Below are 16657 nucleotides of genomic sequence, written 5' to 3'. Positions count from 1 at the left end.
CTGTCTTCATCTGTGGTAAAAATTTAACCCTCGATGACAACAGACAATTTCTCGCATCACGCTTACGCTACCGATGCCACCGGACATGATATGATTACGATTTTTTGATTGGTAATCCACGTATTAATACGTAGAGAATTTTAGGATAACAGTGAAAAAGTAGCGTTTAAGCAGCAATTAACATTATTTTTTCTAATTGTAAACAGTATTATTACATATTGTATAGTACTAAACTATACTTTTATTCCGGTTTTACTTAGAGCCTTAGTTAGGCCCGATCGCGTTTAAGGATCTGTGAAAAAAAGAGCGATCGCACACAGAAGCTTTAAGAACCCTACAGATTATATGAAGATATGAAGAAGCTGGAGTCTTTTACTAGACAGAGCCTTAAGCGGTTGTATAGAGTGAAACTTACAAGGGTTCAGTCAGAACTGAGTTTGCGAACAAACAGCTTAAAGCGTAAGTGACAAGCAGTTCGTCGAGGGGTTATCCCCCCTGTGATTACAAACACTGGTCTGTTGTGAGAAGTCACAGGATGTAAAAAGCAATTTCGTTACATCCTAAAAGTGTTCCCAGTCGATCGCTATTCAAAATCTGGAGATTTTACTGATATGAAAAACACACTTTCAACTTTACTCGGCTCCTCCTTACTCGCTGCTGGTGTTGCTATTGCTGCTTCAGCCTTAACCGCCACCTCAGCGCAAGCCTTCAGCTTGTTTATAGACCCTCAGTACGGCTCTAGCAATTCTCCTGCAACTGGTTCCACAGCTAAGTTGGACTTTACTTTTTCTCAGGTGGGTAGCGACGTTCTACTCAATCTTGGTATTAAGAACACGACTGGCACTGTTACACCATCTGTGCCGACATCTGGAGCAACCGCGTCAACGCTGGTTGGTGTAGGGTTTGATTTGGCAAGTATCATCAGCTCATACACCTACAATGCAGGAAGCAGCACTTTTGCAAAGCTTTACGGCGACTCAAGTTTAACTAACCAGTCCGTTGAGGGTGATGCTAGTTTATCCCCCTTTGGTACATTTGACGTTGGTATTCGCTCTGCTGGTTCGGGGAACTTTACAGGTGGAAATCCCCAGCAAGGTCTGACCGCAGGTAATTCTACTTCTGTCAGCTTTACACTCAAAGGCACAAACCTCACTGCTTCTGGTGTTGAAACTGCATTCCAAACTGGATTGAGCAATGGTTCGCTAAGAGCAGTCGGTCGCTTCCAACAGGTAGGCGGTGTTAATTACTCTGGCTCTTCTACCAGTGACAAAGTGCTAGCTGGCGGCGTTACAGGCGGTGGCGGCAATACCGGCGGTGGCCCAACAAAAATCCCCGAACCAGCTTCTTTGGCAGGTATCGGCTTAGTGGGAGCCTCACTGGCAGCATCGCGCCGTCGCAAGGTTAGCCAAAGCGTTTAGTTTTTGGTTGAAATGGGGCAATGCTCTTGCAGCTCTGGGTCTGGGCAAAAGACGCAAGGAAAACAAACAGTAGAATCAACAGCTAGTTGAGCTACTGCTCGATCGCTCCTAGAAGATAGGTATTCTAAAGAAAGCTTCTCACATCTAAGTATGGTGAGAAGCTTTTTGTTTTTAGGATTGAGTTTTGACTAGACTAAGATAAAGTGATATTCCTTAACATTAGAGGATGTTATGGCCGCTAACGTAGAAATCTATACCTGGAGAACTTGTCCCTTCTGCATCCGCGCCAAGGCTTTGCTAAAGCAAAAGGGGGTGGAGTTTACCGAATACAGCATTGATGGGGATTGGGAAGCAAAGGCAAAAATGGCTAAACGCGCCAACGGTCGCACTTCTGTACCTCAGATTTTTATCAACGATCGCCATATCGGTGGCTGCGACGATATCCACGAACTGGATGCAGCAGGCAAACTCGACGAACTTCTGCAATAGTTATTAGTCATTGGTCATTTTTTATAAAAATACCTTTGACAACTGACAATTGACAACTGACAACTGACAACTGACAACTAACAATTGACAACTGACAACTGACAACTAACAACTAACAACTGACAACTGACAACTAACAACACCATGAAATTGGCATTTATCATTGACCCCATCCACAGGCTAGATCCTGGTCACGATACCAGCGTGGCACTTATGGAAGCTGCACAACAGATGGGTCATGATGTTTGGGTAACTGAGGCCAGTCATCTGAGCGTATTAGATAGCAAAGCTTGGGCTACCTTAGAACGGGTGCATCTCACGCCTGTGCAGCTGGTCGAGGGACGATGGGTGGTGCAGCAGCCTTGGTATGAACTGGGGGAACGCACTCTGCAACCCCTAGAAGCAATGGACGCTGTGTTCATGCGAACCGATCCGCCGGTAAATATTGCTTATCTCTATGCCACTTACATTCTCGATTATATAGACCCAGTAAAGACTCTGGTCATCAATTCTCCCAACGGATTGCGTGCAGCCAATGAAAAAATGTATGCTTTGCAGTTTACCGGGGCAATACCAGAAACTATTGTTAGCGCCGAAAAACAGGTAATCCGGCAATTTACAGAAGAAAAAGGGGCGGCAATTCTCAAGCCTTTGGGGGGTAAGGCGGGGGAAGGGATATTATTTTTGGAACCAAGCGATCGCAATATTAACTCCATTGTGGAACTCAGTACCCTGCAAGGTCTCATTCCCGTCATGGTACAAACCTACTTGCCAGCAGCCAAAGACGGAGACAAACGTATTATCCTCCTAAATGGGGAACCGATCGGTGCAGTGAACCGAATTCCCACTGGCAAGGAGTTTCGCGGCAATATGGCAGTTGGTGGTAGAGTAGCAGAAACGGAAATTACCGATCGCGATCGCGAAATCTCCTCCCAACTAGCACCAACTTTGCGACGAGATGGCTTAATTTTCGTAGGCATCGACGTTATTGGCGGCTACCTCACCGAAGTCAACGTCACCAGTCCGACAGGCATCCGGGAAATCGATCGGTTATCTGGTTCTCGATTAGCTTATCAAGTAATTGAATGGGTGGAGAAACAAGCTAAGAAATAATGGAACTGGTTATTTTGTACGTTGTTGCGCTTTAGCGCTAAAGCGCAATAACATACCCCAACATCTCAAATAAAAAATTAAATCTCAAAAAACAAGCTTATGAACGGAGATATTAACAAAGAAGCGCGAACCTGGGGGATGTGGTGTCACCTATCTTCCATTGTGGTGTGGATACCAGTAATACTTTTACGATTGTTAGGTATTCCTGTACCCATTCCATGTCTCAATATTTTAGCACCTTTCATAATTTGGCAGACCAAGAAAAATACAGATGCTTTTATTGATGTCCAAGGAAAAGAATCATTAAACTTTCAAATATCAATGCTTGTGTATTCTGTGATAGGTGTAATTATCTTTATTTTTCTGGCTTTCGTAACCTGTGGTATTCTAAGTTCCAACAGTAATGTATTAAACTCCATGATGGGAACTCTGGCAATTGGAATAGTATCGATCGGTTTATTATCGCTTATATTTCAGTTATTTGTAGTTATTTTTGCTGCGATTAAAGCCTATAGAGGTGAAATATATCGTTATCCTTTCACGATTAGATTTTTAAAGTAAATTATGCAGTCTAACTCAAAGATGGAACAGTCTAAAATTGGCATCGCAGTTGTGGGAACTGGATTTGGTCAAAAAGTCCACATTCCAGGATTGCAAGCTCATCCTCGAACAGAGATTGTGGCAGTTTATCATCGGGATTTGGATAAGGCAAAAGATATTGCTTCTGCCAACAATATTCCCCATGCTTGCAACAAGATAGAAGATATTGTTGCTATCCCAGAAGTGCAAGGAGTCAGCATTTCGACGCCGCCATTTACCCATTATGAAATGGCCAAGACAGTTTTGCAGGCTAGCAAGCATTTGTTATTAGAAAAACCGACAACTTTAGTGGCGAGTGAGGCAAGAGAATTATATCATTTAGCTGGTAAAAAAAATGCGATCGCACTAATGGACTTTGAATTTCGCTTCGTCCCCTCATGGCAAATGTTGGCAGAAATGTTATCAGCAGAATATGTCGGACAAAAGCGCCTGATTAAAATAGATTGCTTAATGTCGAGTCGTGCCGATGCCACACGCCCTTGGAACTGGTATGCTCGAAAAGACCAAGGCGGTGGCGCACTAGGGGCAATAGGTTCCCACATCTTCGATTACATCAGTTGGTTATTTGGCCCTGTACGGCGGTTGTGCGCCCAACTGAGTACATCAATTCCGACCAGACTCGATCCTACTACTGGTGAAATGAAGCCAGTTGATGCCGACGATACCTGCACGATCGTGCTAGAGTTGGCAGATGGAACGCCCTGTCAGATTTGCATTAGTTCCGTGACATATCAGGGACGGGGACATTGGGTGGAAGTGTATGGCGATCGCGGTACACTAATCTTAGGCAACGATACTCAAAAAGATTACGTGCATGGTTTTCGCCTTTGGGCTGCACCAGCAGGAAAAAACTTAACAGAAATAGAAATTCCCAATCGGCTAAATTTTCCTCAAAATTACACAGATGGAAGAATTGCACCTTTTATTAGAGTTGTTGACCAATGGGTGCAAGGGATTGATGTTGGTGAAGCAATGACACCCTCATTGCGAGAAGGTGTTTACTCTCAGTTATTGATGGATTTAGCCCATCAATCCAACGAATTTAGTAAATGGGTAGAAGTGCCCGATTTAGAAGATTTTCTGTAGAGACGTTTGATGAAACCAGGACTTATATCATGTCCGGTGGCATCGGTTGTCTAAAAAAAATAACTCTCTTATCCGTGTTCATCTGTGTTCATCTGTCTTCATCTGTGGTAAAAATTTAACCCTCGATGACAACAGACAATTTCTCGCATCACGCTTACGCTACCGATGCAACCGGACATGATATCACGCATTTACGCCCCCAGCCCCCAAATTTGGGGGAGAAGAAGTCTTATCCCCCAGATTTGGGGGGTTAGGGGGGCGAGTGAGTAAGCTATTACGCATCTAAATCGAATACAAAGACAAGCTTTCCTGCCCATCCCACAAGAAGCAAGAGAAAAACTGACTGTGAAATTAGATGCGTAGCAGCTTAGTCCTTTCTTCCCCTAGCCCCTAGCCCCTAGTCCCTAGCTATAGATGATTGCGGTTGGGAAGAACGACTACCTTGTGCTTGTTGCTGATAAAAACCGACAACTTTTTCCACATAGGAAGCAGTTGCGCCACTGCTGCAACCTGTAGCATTGCCAGTCATCCACCAACAGGCTGTGCCGCGTACAGCTGCCGTCTCGTTATTATTATTGGCGCTATACTGCCTGTTTAACTCCCGTTGCATGATACACGACACAACCGTTCGTGCTGCTGTCGCATCAGCCTCAAATTGTGCGGGTGTCAGTTCCTGTCCGATACATTGTTTAGACCAACTGGGAATAATGTTTGGTAAAACTTGCCATTGACTGAACATACCATCATTTGGTCGATTGGGTGGTGCAGCTTGCCGCAACGCTTCCACCATAGCAGCAACTTGATTATCCGAAACCAAGGCAATTGACGAAGATGATTGTGCTGTTGATTGCTGGGATGGTTGGGTTGAGGATTGGCGCTGGGGAGAAGATGAACGCTGCGCCGGAGGATTACTCCTTCCCGCCTGTTGCTGATAGAAACCTACAACTCTTTGCACATAAGTAGCCGTTGCACGGCTATTACAAGCTGTGGTACCAGTCATCCACCAACAGGCAACGTTCCGTGCAGATGCAGTTTCATTGTTTCTAGTAGCTTGATACTGCTTGTCTAACTCGCGTCGAACGATACACGCCACAGTATTGCGTGCGGCGGTAGCGTCAGACTCAAATTGAGCGGGTGTGAGTTCCCGTCCGACACATTGTTTAGTCCAGCTGGGGATGATGCCGGGTAAAACCTGCCATTGACTGAACATACCATCATTTGGTTTGTTGGGTGGTGCAGCTTGCCGCAGTGCTTCCAGCATTGCGTTTACCTTAGCATCAGAGACTTGTGCTTGCGCTGGCATTGCCCACAGTCCGACGCTAACCATCAGTCCGCTGAATAGTAGATGTCTTGCTTGCCTGATTAATTTGGAACTCATCTAAAACCTCGCGGGAGCATGGAAACCACCATCTTTTAAGTGGCTCTTGGAAATGCGACGCGGCATTTAAAAATGCCGTCCCCTTTTGGGGGTGGACAAGCAGAGGAATAGTGCTTGTCCAATTTCCCTGTATGCCGGGAACGCCTTGCTATTCCAGTAAAGTTAGCCGAACGCTAGCGCGTTCCGCTTCGCTAACGCCAATGTTATCGGTCGGTACTATCCAGACAGCACTGTCTTACTCCTCGTAAAACTGTTTAACCATCTGGTTCTAGAGCAGGAAGCTGGCTACGCACTTCCAGGTAGGAACTTAAACACTTGCCGATAACGTAGTCAGACGACTAAGGCTGGTCAGCTAACTGAAGGGGGAGGCATGATGCCCCGTCACTTCAGTGCGGGGTGCTGACTGGCGATACTCAGTTTTAATGCGACTGTCTTTAAGAAGGATTACTATGAACTGAATCAAATGCCTCTGTCAAAAGTATGATTTGTTGTCTCAATGCCGATCGTCAGAATCCCCAAAACCCTTATACCCACAAGTTTTGCCAGAGTTGTAGGACGCCATTGGTGTCACTGCTGCGAGGTCATTATCGCCCAGTCCAACTGCTGTCGGATCAGGGGGAATTTGGCCGAACTTATCTTGCATAGGAATAAGCTAACACGCATCTAATTCGGATATTTCTAATCCGGCAATCAAACCTTCAATTCCTCTCCCACTCCCCCACTCCCCCACTCTCCCACTCCCGCTAAACATACAAATTAAATGCGTAGCAGCTTAGCTCTATTATTGGGTTCGTTGGGTGGGGCATTGACCTATTTCGCTTTGAGTAAATGGGGCGCTCTTCCAGTTTTGAATCCCGCTCAAAGTCCAAATGAATAAGTTTTCGGAGTCAGCTAAACTACACTATGATTACAAAAGGAAGAGTTTATGAATTTTACACTTTAGTAGCGCTACTGGATGCACTGGGATTTCAAGTGGTAATCCCTCCCAAACAAATTATTCGATAAAACGCATGGAAGCACAACCAAGGGAGATTCGGCGTTACATTAAACCAGATGGCAGAGTTCCTTTCAGCGAGTGGATTGATTCCTTTCGCGATCGGAAAACGAGAGTTAATATCAACAAGAGGATTAGACGAGTTAGTGTTGGCAATTTGGGAGATTATCGGTCTGTTGGAGAAGGAGTTTGCGAACTCAAGATTAATTAGGGCCCAGGTTACCGCGTTTACTTTGGACAAATAGGTTCAACAATTGTAATTCTCCTCTGTGGTGGGGATAAAAGCACTCAAGATCGAGATATTGACACAGCTAAAGAATACTGGAGAAACTACCATGAAAGAAGTGAAAATGCCGACGAGTGATAGCTGGCTGGATGCACTAATTGAATCGCTTAAAGACCCCGAAGAGGCTGCTGGCTATCTCAGTGTAGCTTTGGAACCAGAAGATCCTGAGCCTAAACTACTTCGGGCGGTACTCCAAGATGCGATCGATGCGCGTTTTAAGATGAATAATCTCTCGGATAAAGCTAAACTTTATCATCAGCAACTCGATAAAATTTTATTAGAAAACGGTGGTAAGGAAATTTACACCTTGGTATCTCTACTCGATGAACTAGGATTTTGGATTGAAGTAAAAATCAAAGATAATATCGACAATCAACATCTTTGATATCTCATTCCCGGTAACTGAGTTACCAAACCCATTAATTCTAACTGCAATAGCGCACTAGAAACAGAACCTGCTGCTAACCCAGCTTTTTGTATTATTAAATCAAAGGGCATCGCTTCCGAAGAAACTACCAGAAAAACCTGTTTTAATTCTGGTTCTAAATCTGGTAAAGGCGGCTGATTTGACGGCAAATCCTGGGCAAATAAAGGCAGAGAACCTAAATTTTCCGTTTCTTTAATTGGCGTTGCGCCTAACATTTTTAGTAATTCATCTAATTCTATAGGAATTGGTTTTGCACCTTGGACGAGCAAATTTAAACACCCATGAAAATTATAATCATCATTACGCGCACTGAGCGCATATACATTTCGACCAAAATCATTAGCAACCTGGGCGGTAATTAACGCCCCTGATTTTTTTGGTGCTTCCATGACTAACACTGCGCGACTTAAACCTGCAATAATACGATTACGGGCAGGGAAGCGAGTGCGATCGGGCGGTGTACCAGCTGAATACTCACTCAGCACCAACCCATTACTTAAAATCTGTTCGTATAAATTGCGATTGTGCGACGGATAAACGACATCCACACCAGTACCAAAAACCGCCAGCGTTCGTCCACCCACCTCCAGACAGGCGCGATGCGCTTCGGTATCAATTCCATCTGCCATACCGGAAACGATCGTAAATCCCTGTTTGGCTAAAGCAGCGCTGATTCTGCGAGTCCAACGAATACCGTATTCTGAAGGGTTACGAGTACCGACAATTCCCACCGTTGGCGTTATACCTTGATTTTCCTGGGGTTGAACTTTGCCTCGGTAGTACATCACTGCTGGCGGATTGGGAGTTTCCAGCATCAAGCGGGGATATTCCGCATCAGCTGGTGTCCAAAAATCAGGGTTTTTCTGTAGGTGCTGCTGAAGGAATTTTTCGGGGTCGATTTGCGATCGCTTTCCCACCACCGCCTCAACTGTCTTCGCCCCAAAACCCTCCACTTGTCTGAGTTTAGCTGGAGTAGCTTCCCAAGCCGCCGCCAGAGTGCCAAAATGCTGTTGCAGTCGCTTCAGCAAAATCGGGCCAACTCCAGAAATTTGCGACCAAACTAGCCAAAATGTGCGTTCTTCTAGCATGAAAAGGCAAAAAAAGAGATTATTTCGTTTCCGGTTGGATTGTTAGTACATGAGTGAGATCGTCAAATTTTCTGTTGTCATCGGTGGTTATATTTTTACCACAGATGAAGATAGATGAACACAGATTAACACAGATAAGAATGAGGGCATGAATTTTTTAGGTAACCAATGTGTGAGGATTTGATATTATTTTGATCGGGAGGCTCTGCCTCGTTGCGGTGCTGGTGTAATATTTAAGTTAAGCGCGGACAGATCGCTGTTCCTTAAGATAAACAAAAACTGACTTATCGCCAATATCCGGTGGAATTTCTTGCACTACCTTACGCAGCGCAAACACTAGGAAAAAGATCGCCCAGACTCCCAGTAAAACTCGTTCTGTTTGCACTGGCAAAAAGCCAGACAAATGTCCCAGCAGCAGCAAAGGAACCAGCGGCATCAGCACCTTTGTTTCCAATCGGTTGAAGCAAAAAGCCTCTTTAAAATAAATCCCTGTTAACGCCGCAAAGATAAAACCAATCCCCAAAATAGTTACTGGGTGGTTGTAAACAGTTAGCGCCAGAGGTTCGCCAGCTTGCACAGCCAGCACAACAGACGCCGCAACACCGATCGCCCAAAATATTTGCAATACTCGGTGTAGCAGTCCTAGATATATGTGGATGGTGAGTAAACTGACGCCCAACCCCAAACAGAAACACACATACAGAGGTGTCAGCGCGTTCAGAACCGTTGGGGTATTGCCCAGCCATAGCACCAGCCAGCTAGCCAGCGCAAAGCTGAGAGCTGCTACCATTAAGCCAGCACGGTAAATGATGACGCCAGTGCGATCGTCCTTCGTAATCGTAAAATCTCCAAACTGACCTTGGTAAACTCTTTGTTCTGATTCCTGTAGTTGAGTCATAGTTTTCTCCCCTTGCTTGCTGTAGATATCTTGGCTCTCTTAACAATGATTAAATGGATGGATGTAAATAACTATGATTCGACGCCTAGTTAAATCATCATGGCTACTAGCACTGCTAATTGCTATGCTGATTCCCTTCACTGCCGATGCCCAAACTCGCCCTCCCCTTCCTTATGAAGATGTGGGAGTCTGTCCCTTTGAATGCTGTATCTACCGCGAATGGATCGTCAATAAAAGTACACCAATTCATCGAAACCGGAATAATAACTCACCAGTGCTTTTTACAGCTGCCCCACGCGATCGCGTTCAAGGCGTTACCGGAGTCGTAATTACTACCCAAGCAGGTGAAATCAGAATCAGCAGACCAATAACTATTCAAGATTATACCGGATCTCAAGGCACCAATACCTCCAGAGCTATTCAAGCTCGCCCTGGTGATATAATTTACCTGTTAACTTCTCAGGGAGAAGGGTCTTATAAAGCTTGGTTCAAAGGTAAGACAATCACTATTAATGCCATAGATGTAATGGAACAAACTCAATCAGTTCCTGCGAGATATGGCCGGAGAATTCCGCAGACGAGAAGTATCTGGTGGGTGCAAATTAAAAATCGTCAAGGGCAAACAGGATGGACAGATCGGCCTGCTAATTTTGATAATAAAGATGCCTGCGCCGGACCACTCGATAGCTCGCTCTAAGAATGTAATAAAATTTGCACTGAATCTCCCAAATCCTTATGTAACCCCAACTTTGCGTTACCATTATTAACCGCAATTTCCACCCAGCCATGACTGCCAACTAAAGCTACAAAGCTCCCAGCTGGGCTGTCACTGTAAGTTTTATTACCAAGTATGGTGAACCCATCTGCCTCGACAGACCAAGTTTTACCTTCAACCAGATTACCTGGTATATTTGTAATTAAGTTGCCGAAGCGATCGACATACTGAATGTAACCTATAAAACCTGCATCTGTTTGCTTACATTCAAGTATAGGTAGTTGCACCAATGTTTCTGGATCAATTGCACGTCCGAGTTGTTCTAGAGGAACACCGCTAGCAAGATGTGCCCCCACTGCCGCAAAAATATCTCGACCGTGAAAAGTTGTACTCGGTGTTGGTGTGCGCCAATATTCGGAGTTGGTAAGTTCGACAGCTGCGACAGGCGGACTCTCACGGAGAACACCGCTAAACAAGCCGTTATCTGGCCCGACTAAAAAACCGCCATCAAATTTTATCGCAACTCCTCGTCTTTTACTCCCCACACCCGGATCGACAACCGCAATATGCACCGTCCCATCAGGAAAATAAGGGTAGGCACTCATCAGACAAAACCTAGCGGCGGCAATATTCTGTGGCCCAATCTCATGCGTAAGATCGATCGCAGTTAGGGTTGGGTTGATTTGGGCAATAACGCCTTTCATCACACCCACATAAATATCGCTCAAACCAAAATCACTTAGGAGAGTTAGCAGTCTATTATTAAGCATTTTTAAAGATATAGAAAAGGCTCAAGCATTTCTGCCTGAGCCTTTTTAGATTAAATTCAGTGAGTCAGACCGATCTGACACAGTGGCAAATGGTTTGCGATCGGGCCAGCATTAACTGGGTAAAAGCCCAAGTTCCTTAAAGCTTAGTAGCGACGAGAGAAGCTATTGTTACCGTTGCCCCGACCGCCACCGGCACCACGAGAGGGGCCGCGATCTTCGCGGGGCTTGGCCTTGTTAACTTTCATGTCACGGCCCATCCATTCAGCACCGTCAAGGGCTTCAATGGCTGCCGTTTCTTCATCCTCGCTACTCATTTCCACAAAAGCAAAGCCGCGCAAACGACCTGTTTCGCGGTCTGTGGGTAGCTGAACCCGCTTTACAGTACCGTATTCTTTAAAAACGCCACTCAGGTCATCTTGAGTAACTTCGTAGGAAAGATTGCCTACATATATAGACATAGATTGTCTCCAAAATCAAAGAGGTGTAGAGGTTGAGATTTCGGAGAGAAGCCTGTCAATACCAAAAGGGAAATGCCTATTAATACTAAAAACAAACGCTTTACAACCGAATTTTACTCTCTTGAATTAAAGTAGCACAGCCTGGTCAAACGAGGGGAAGAGGCAAACACAATGTTACAAAAAGTAACATTTAGGGCCTGTCCTCTTCTGATGGGGATTTGGAATTTAAGGAAATTATGGTGATTCACAAACCAAGTTGTAAAAGTTCTGTAAATTTAGATACAGTTTTCCAGTTAGTCGCTATAATGAGAGTAGAGAAGATGCACAAGTAAATTTCAAAAAGAGTCCACCATGAACAGAATTCGTCGCGAAGAAGTAGAAAAAACAGCTGACATCCACCGCGCCAATCTCCAAAAGAGGCTGGAGCATCGTCTGGAAGTGGCTAGAACTAAGGGTGACGAGAATTTGATCCGGCTCCTGGAACGGGAAATGCAACAACTGTAAAGAGTAGTGGGAGTTTCAGATTTTAGATTTCAGATTTCAGATTTCAGATTTAAAAGTAAAGTTTTGAAATCTGAAATCTAAAATTTTTATGCCACAACCGCCGTTGAGATACACGGAGTCATTGCCGATCGCATCAATATCCTTCAGCGTCTGAAAAACATTGCCCGTAAGCGTCACATCGCTGACAGGTTCGGCAATTTTGCCGTTGCGAATCATATAACCTTCAGCAGCAGAAAATGTGAACATTTCGCCGTTAGTCTGTCCGCCCAGCATCCGCACCGTATAGACGCCCTCCTCAATATCGGCAATCATCTCTTCAAAAGATTTTTCTCCAGCTTCAATAGCAGTGTTGGTCATCCGCACAATCGGGGGATGGGTGGCATTGATAGCACGCGCATTGCCAGTCGGTGCTTCGTCCAATTTGCCAGCAGTTTCGCGGTTATGCAGACGTTGGGTGAGGATGCCGTTTTTGATTAAATATAGCAACCGACGAAAGTCGGTTAGGGCAACTCCAACTCTTACTTCTGGTTCATAATCCCTTACTTCGTCAAGCTTTTCCCTCTTCCCTCAACGCTCGCAAGAGCAAGAAAGCCCCTAGTCCCTAGCTATCAACGCGATCGCGATAGAGTGCGATCGTCGCCTGCAACTGCTCTGGCACTGAATTGTTCACGCCCTTAGTTCTTCCTTTTGAAACTGGTTTGCAATTAGCTTAATAATTTCTTCCTCCAGTCTACGATCCCAATTCCAATGCGGTCTTGGCAGTACTTAGAATAATACTAAATATATTGAGAGTGCAGGCGAAAGGAGTTTGATTAAAATCACAGCTTCTAGTCTAGAACTTGCAGATAATTTGGCTTATCGGCACATAGTCTTTCTTAGCCGCTAAGCATTTCTATTTTTTGCTGATGTGCATCTTCATATTTGTAAGTTCAAACTAATGAGTCCAATGCCAATTCGGTTTTGGCGGTACTTTGTTACAGTCGCAATGCTGGCTGCCGTCTACGGCGGTACTGGAAAACTGGCATTATTGATTCCGAGCATAGTACCACAGGTAACACCTCTCTATCCACCGGCAGGGATTAGCCAAGCTGCACTCTTATTATTAGGGCTGGAGTTTTGGCCTGGAGTGGCGCTAGGAGACTTTTTTGTTTCCCTATCAACGGGAGCGCCGCCCATCGTTGCTTTTGCTATGGGCGCGATCGCTAGTATACAAGCTCTCACAGGTTCCATACTATTAAAGCGCTGCAAAGTAAACCCCAATTTAGAACGTCTTCAAGATGTTCTCGGATTCGTAACGCTCTCAGTCATGCTGTCCACCACGATCGGCCCCACACTCGGCGTCCCTCTGCTGTGCCTGAACAATATACAACCTTGGCGCAATTTTGGGACAACTTGGTGGACTTGGTGGCTGGGAGATGGGATGGGAGTCCTTGTCGTCATGCCAGTTTTCTTGACTTGGTGTACGGGAAAATTGCCAAAACGCATTTATTGGCCTCAGATGAGCCGAAAGCCCCAGCGATACATGGATGCAGGTATCTTGTTGATTTTGCTGATCGTAGTCAGCTGGGTCATATTTACGTCGCAAACTCGGAGTGCGATCGCCCACTATCCACTAGAGTACCTACCCTTTCCCTTAGTAGTTTGGGTCGCTTTTCGATTTGCACAACGGGGAACCGTTTTAGCTAACCTGTTTCTCTGCGGAATTGCCATCTGGGGGGCAGCACAAGGAAGTGGCCCATTTCAACACCACACCGAGAACCCTATTGATGCCGTTATATCTCTACAAGCTTTTATCACAGTAGTAGGCATCACCGCCCTGCTTCTAGCTGCAACTGTAACCGAACGCCAACAAGCCCAGGAGTCACTGCGCTCCAGTCAAGCTAGTCTAGCCGACGCCCAGCGCATCGCCCATATAGGCAGTTGGAATTTCGACCTAATCGAACAGCAATGGTATTGGTCTGAAGAACTTTATCGCATTTTGGGGTTTTCCCCTCACGCCTTTGAAGCCAATTATGAAACTTTTTTGCGATCGGTCCATGACGAAGATCGAGACTGGGTGAAAAAGTCGCTCACTGAAGCCTTGAAGCAGCAAAAATCCTACAGTATTAATTACCGCATTATTCGATCGGATGGTCAAGAGCGTATCATCCGCGAACAAGCAGAAATCATTCTAGATGCGACTGGAATGCCAATTCGCATTACCGGCACAGTTCAAGACATCACAAAACAAAAGCGAGTCGAACAAGCACTAATCCAATCAGAAGCCCAATTACTCGAACTTGCCCACAACCTTGACCTTAAGGTACAGGAAAGAACCGAGCAGTTGCAACAAAAGAATCAAGAACTAGCCCATTCCCTCAAAACTCTGCAAGAAGCCCAACAGCAATTGATTCAATCGGAAAAAATGTCCTCGTTGGGTAGTTTAGTTGCGGGTATTGCCCATGAAATCAACAACCCCGTCAATTTTATCTACGGCAACCTCACCCATGTCCGCAACTATACTGAAGGTATCTTAGATTTGATAAGTCTCTACCAGGAGGAATGCCAGCATACCAATGCCAAAATCAAAGACCGCATAGAGTCGATCGATCTCGAATTCGTAAAAGCCGACCTACCCAAAATCTTATCCTCAATCGAAGCAGGAGCAGACCGCATCCGTAAGATCGTCCTATCTTTACGCAACTTCTCCCGGTTAGATGAGGCTCAGATGAAGCAGGTTGATATCCATGAAGGGATTGAAAATACGTTGTTGCTATTGCAACAGCGACTGAAAAGCTGTCACGGACATACTGGTATTAGCGCGATCAAAAAGTATGGCGAATTGCCGCTGGTCGAGTGTTATCCCGGTCAGCTAAATCAAGTGTTTATGAACCTTCTGACTAATGCTATTGATGCAATTGAATGTCTCCCACAACCAGGGGCGATTACCATCTATACCCAGATGTTAGAGTCCAATCGGGTGCTAATTAAAATTGCCGATACTGGTTCGGGAATGACCCCGACAGTACAAGCCCGTATTTTCGATCCATTTTTTACCACAAAACCTGTTGGCAAAGGCACAGGTTTAGGTCTTTCCATCAGCTATCAGATTATAGTGCAGCATCACAAAGGCCAGTTAAAATGTATATCCGAACCTGGAAAAGGCACAGAATTCGAGATTGAAATTCCGTTGCGACAAAGCCGTTAGCTATTAACGTAAGTTGCTAGTTATATTATTAAGGCTTTTGCACCAGGTACGTTGTTGCGCTTTAACGCTCTTTTAGCGCTAAAGCGCAACAACGTACCTAACTAGCAACTTGAGTTATTAGATATAGCAACCGCCAAGGCGGTTAAGACATTCTGAATTCCTGAAACCCTTGATTATCAACACTTCTTCCCTAGTCCCTAGCAAGAAAGCCCCTAGTCCCTAGCTATAGCAGCTATACTGGTGGCTTTAACAGTCTTTACTTGGAGATGACAATTTATGTTAGGTAACTTGATGTATTGGATAACCTTAGCATGGCAACTTTTACTGAAAAATAGTAACTGGATGGCATGGAATCTGTTTTTGGCTTTGTTGCCTTTTGCATTAAGTATGTGGCTATTTTGTCGAGTTCGATTGCGTTCTTACTGGTGGATTGGATTGTTGCTTTTAGCTACATTTTTGCCAAAAGCTCCATTTATTTTTGAATATGTAATTCGCTTTATGCGAGATAATCGCACTAATTATTTCGTTTGGGGGATAACTCTGGTTTTGATCGCGTTGGATATCTGGTTATTACGCAATCCGCGATCGCGCTCTTTTTTCTGGTGGGTTGGATTCCTCATTTTCATCGCGTTTTTGCCTAATGCTCCCTATGTTCTGACGGATATTATTCACTTAATTGAAGATATTCGCCAAAGCTACTCTGTGTGGATGATTACTCTGGTTATCATTCCTCAGTATTTATTGTTTATCTTGGTTGGGTTTGAAGCTTACGTTCTGTCTTTAATCAACCTGGGTAATTATTTAAAAGAACAGGGTTGGGGCAAATTCATCCTTTGGGTAGAGTTGGCGATCCACGTTCTGAGTGCTATTGGCATTTATTTAGGAAGATTTCTGCGGTTCAACAGCTGGGATATCGTTACCGAAATCGATAACGTGGCTGGTAGCGTAGTAGACGAGCTAACAGCAAAACGTCCTATCCTGGTGATGATAATTACTTTTGGGGTAATTACAGGTTTGTATTGGCTGATGAAGCAGGTAAGTTTAGGGATAATGTTCAGATCAGAGGAGGAGAGAGGCAGAGGGGAATTTTAGATTTTAGATTTTAGATTTTATTTCAATTTTGCGATCTGAAATCTTCCCTCTTCCCTCAACGCTCGCCCCCAATCCCTTCTTGACTTTTGACTTTTGACTTTTGACTTTTGACTTTTGACTTTTGACTTTTGACTTTTGACTTTTGACTTTTGAC

At 44.7% G+C, this 16657-nt stretch carries 16 protein-coding genes and 2 pseudogenes; 12 read left to right on the top strand and 6 right to left on the bottom strand.

Features of this window, described 5'->3' with window-relative positions:
- The first annotated feature begins 611 nt into the window (after nucleotides 1–611).
- The 5 genes from LAY57_RS32295 to LAY57_RS32275 all read left to right on the top strand — a co-directional run bounded on the left by LAY57_RS32295 (nucleotide 612) and on the right by LAY57_RS32275 (nucleotide 4706).
- The gene (locus LAY57_RS32295; protein ID WP_249071289.1) at nucleotides 612–1418 is read left to right on the top strand and encodes a PEP-CTERM sorting domain-containing protein; all 807 of its coding nucleotides are present in this window, start codon (nucleotides 612–614) and stop codon (nucleotides 1416–1418) included.
- 231 nt (nucleotides 1419–1649) lie between these two features.
- On the top strand, nucleotides 1650–1907 hold the full coding sequence (gene grxC, locus LAY57_RS32290; RefSeq protein ID WP_249071288.1) for a glutaredoxin 3: 258 nt from the start codon (nucleotides 1650–1652) through the stop codon (nucleotides 1905–1907).
- Nucleotides 1908–2051: 144 nt separating this feature from the next.
- A complete protein-coding gene (gshB, locus tag LAY57_RS32285) occupies nucleotides 2052–3020 on the top strand; it encodes a glutathione synthase (RefSeq protein ID WP_249071287.1) in 969 nt (322 codons plus the stop codon).
- A gap of 99 nt (nucleotides 3021–3119) precedes the next feature.
- Nucleotides 3120–3581 carry a DUF4870 domain-containing protein gene (locus LAY57_RS32280; RefSeq protein WP_249071286.1) on the top strand — a complete coding sequence of 154 codons (462 nt, stop codon included), beginning with the start codon at nucleotides 3120–3122 and terminating at the stop codon, nucleotides 3579–3581.
- 21 nt (nucleotides 3582–3602) lie between these two features.
- Complete coding sequence (locus LAY57_RS32275) at nucleotides 3603–4706, top strand: Gfo/Idh/MocA family protein (protein WP_249071285.1); 1104 nt, start codon at nucleotides 3603–3605, stop codon at nucleotides 4704–4706.
- A gap of 397 nt (nucleotides 4707–5103) precedes the next feature.
- Here LAY57_RS32275 and LAY57_RS32270 read toward each other — a convergent pair whose 3' ends face one another.
- A complete protein-coding gene (locus tag LAY57_RS32270) occupies nucleotides 5104–6084 on the bottom strand; it encodes a hypothetical protein (RefSeq protein WP_249071284.1) in 981 nt (326 codons plus the stop codon).
- A gap of 480 nt (nucleotides 6085–6564) precedes the next feature.
- Between LAY57_RS32270 and LAY57_RS36365 the strand changes: the two genes are divergently transcribed.
- The 3 genes and pseudogenes from LAY57_RS36365 to LAY57_RS32255 all read left to right on the top strand — a co-directional run bounded on the left by LAY57_RS36365 (nucleotide 6565) and on the right by LAY57_RS32255 (nucleotide 7749).
- Nucleotides 6565–6729 carry a 4-Cys prefix domain-containing protein gene (locus LAY57_RS36365; protein ID WP_338022533.1) on the top strand — a complete coding sequence of 55 codons (165 nt, stop codon included), beginning with the start codon at nucleotides 6565–6567 and terminating at the stop codon, nucleotides 6727–6729.
- A gap of 365 nt (nucleotides 6730–7094) precedes the next feature.
- Nucleotides 7095–7442: pseudogene (locus tag LAY57_RS32260) on the top strand (type II toxin-antitoxin system RelE/ParE family toxin).
- On the top strand, nucleotides 7414–7749 hold the full coding sequence (locus LAY57_RS32255; RefSeq protein WP_249071282.1) for a helix-turn-helix domain-containing transcriptional regulator: 336 nt from the start codon (nucleotides 7414–7416) through the stop codon (nucleotides 7747–7749). Before LAY57_RS32260 ends, LAY57_RS32255 begins: the two are co-directional and overlap by 29 nt.
- Here LAY57_RS32255 and dprA read toward each other — a convergent pair.
- Nucleotides 7737–8879: a DNA-processing protein DprA gene (gene dprA, locus LAY57_RS32250; protein ID WP_249071281.1), complete on the bottom strand. Its 1143-nt coding sequence runs from the start codon at nucleotides 8877–8879 to the stop codon at nucleotides 7737–7739. The two genes, LAY57_RS32255 and dprA, sit on opposite strands and share 13 nt — an antisense overlap.
- A gap of 238 nt (nucleotides 8880–9117) precedes the next feature.
- Nucleotides 9118–9777, bottom strand: a complete 660-nt coding sequence (locus tag LAY57_RS32245) for a DUF2301 domain-containing membrane protein (RefSeq protein WP_249071280.1) — start codon at nucleotides 9775–9777, stop codon at nucleotides 9118–9120.
- 73 nt (nucleotides 9778–9850) lie between these two features.
- Here LAY57_RS32245 and LAY57_RS32240 point away from each other — a divergent pair, with 73 nt between their 5' ends.
- A complete protein-coding gene (locus LAY57_RS32240; RefSeq protein ID WP_249071279.1) occupies nucleotides 9851–10474 on the top strand; it encodes a hypothetical protein in 624 nt (207 codons plus the stop codon).
- Here the strand turns inward: LAY57_RS32240 and LAY57_RS32235 are convergent.
- Together LAY57_RS32235 and rbp are read right to left on the bottom strand one after the other, a co-directional pair.
- Nucleotides 10471–11262, bottom strand: coding sequence for an SAM hydrolase/SAM-dependent halogenase family protein (locus tag LAY57_RS32235; protein WP_249071278.1), 792 nt, complete (start codon nucleotides 11260–11262; stop codon nucleotides 10471–10473). The two genes, LAY57_RS32240 and LAY57_RS32235, sit on opposite strands and share 4 nt — an antisense overlap.
- A 143-nt stretch (nucleotides 11263–11405) precedes the next feature.
- On the bottom strand, nucleotides 11406–11720 hold the full coding sequence (gene rbp / locus LAY57_RS32230; RefSeq protein ID WP_249071277.1) for an RNA-binding regulator: 315 nt from the start codon (nucleotides 11718–11720) through the stop codon (nucleotides 11406–11408).
- Nucleotides 11721–12071: 351 nt separating this feature from the next.
- On the opposite strand from rbp, the gene pirA reads away from it, so the two are divergent.
- Nucleotides 12072–12224: an arginine synthesis PII-interacting regulator PirA gene (pirA, locus tag LAY57_RS32225; RefSeq protein ID WP_249071276.1), complete on the top strand. Its 153-nt coding sequence runs from the start codon at nucleotides 12072–12074 to the stop codon at nucleotides 12222–12224.
- Nucleotides 12225–12314: 90 nt separating this feature from the next.
- On the opposite strand, the pseudogene LAY57_RS32220 reads toward pirA, so the two are convergent.
- A pseudogene (locus LAY57_RS32220) lies at nucleotides 12315–12704 on the bottom strand (TldD/PmbA family protein); the annotation flags it as partial.
- A 457-nt stretch (nucleotides 12705–13161) separates the two neighbouring features.
- On the opposite strand from LAY57_RS32220, the gene LAY57_RS32215 reads away from it, so the two are divergent.
- Together LAY57_RS32215 and LAY57_RS32210 are read left to right on the top strand one after the other, a co-directional pair.
- Entirely contained in the window at nucleotides 13162–15411 is a 2250-nt protein-coding gene (locus LAY57_RS32215; RefSeq protein WP_249071275.1) for a sensor histidine kinase, read from the top strand.
- A 276-nt stretch (nucleotides 15412–15687) separates the two neighbouring features.
- Entirely contained in the window at nucleotides 15688–16503 is an 816-nt protein-coding gene (locus LAY57_RS32210; protein WP_249071274.1) for a DUF1361 domain-containing protein, read from the top strand.
- Nucleotides 16504–16657: the final 154 nt, after the last annotated feature.

This window comes from Argonema antarcticum A004/B2 (assembly GCF_023333585.1).
In the GTDB taxonomy this organism is placed as follows: Bacteria; Cyanobacteriota; Cyanobacteriia; order Cyanobacteriales; family Aerosakkonemataceae; genus Argonema; species Argonema antarcticum.
Note: the sequence above shows the minus strand (reverse complement) of the source record. Positions and strands in the feature narration are given on the sequence as shown.

Bases quoted from the DNA above. Each gene is read 5' to 3' on its own strand.
- LAY57_RS32295 (WP_249071289.1), top strand. From the start codon at position 612: ATGAAAAACACACTTTCAACTTTACTCGGCTCCTCCTTACTCGCTGCT.
- grxC (WP_249071288.1), top strand. From the start codon at position 1,650: ATGGCCGCTAACGTAGAAATCTATACCTGGAGAACTTGTCCCTTCTGC.
- gshB (WP_249071287.1), top strand. From the start codon at position 2,052: ATGAAATTGGCATTTATCATTGACCCCATCCACAGGCTAGATCCTGGT.
- LAY57_RS32280 (WP_249071286.1), top strand. From the start codon at position 3,120: ATGAACGGAGATATTAACAAAGAAGCGCGAACCTGGGGGATGTGGTGT.
- LAY57_RS32275 (WP_249071285.1), top strand. From the start codon at position 3,603: ATGGAACAGTCTAAAATTGGCATCGCAGTTGTGGGAACTGGATTTGGT.
- LAY57_RS32270 (WP_249071284.1), bottom strand. From the start codon at position 6,084: ATGAGTTCCAAATTAATCAGGCAAGCAAGACATCTACTATTCAGCGGA.
- LAY57_RS36365 (WP_338022533.1), top strand. From the start codon at position 6,565: ATGATTTGTTGTCTCAATGCCGATCGTCAGAATCCCCAAAACCCTTAT.
- LAY57_RS32255 (WP_249071282.1), top strand. From the start codon at position 7,414: ATGAAAGAAGTGAAAATGCCGACGAGTGATAGCTGGCTGGATGCACTA.
- dprA (WP_249071281.1), bottom strand. From the start codon at position 8,879: ATGCTAGAAGAACGCACATTTTGGCTAGTTTGGTCGCAAATTTCTGGA.
- LAY57_RS32245 (WP_249071280.1), bottom strand. From the start codon at position 9,777: ATGACTCAACTACAGGAATCAGAACAAAGAGTTTACCAAGGTCAGTTT.
- LAY57_RS32240 (WP_249071279.1), top strand. From the start codon at position 9,851: ATGATTCGACGCCTAGTTAAATCATCATGGCTACTAGCACTGCTAATT.
- LAY57_RS32235 (WP_249071278.1), bottom strand. From the start codon at position 11,262: ATGCTTAATAATAGACTGCTAACTCTCCTAAGTGATTTTGGTTTGAGC.
- rbp (WP_249071277.1), bottom strand. From the start codon at position 11,720: ATGTCTATATATGTAGGCAATCTTTCCTACGAAGTTACTCAAGATGAC.
- pirA (WP_249071276.1), top strand. From the start codon at position 12,072: ATGAACAGAATTCGTCGCGAAGAAGTAGAAAAAACAGCTGACATCCAC.
- LAY57_RS32215 (WP_249071275.1), top strand. From the start codon at position 13,162: ATGAGTCCAATGCCAATTCGGTTTTGGCGGTACTTTGTTACAGTCGCA.
- LAY57_RS32210 (WP_249071274.1), top strand. From the start codon at position 15,688: ATGTTAGGTAACTTGATGTATTGGATAACCTTAGCATGGCAACTTTTA.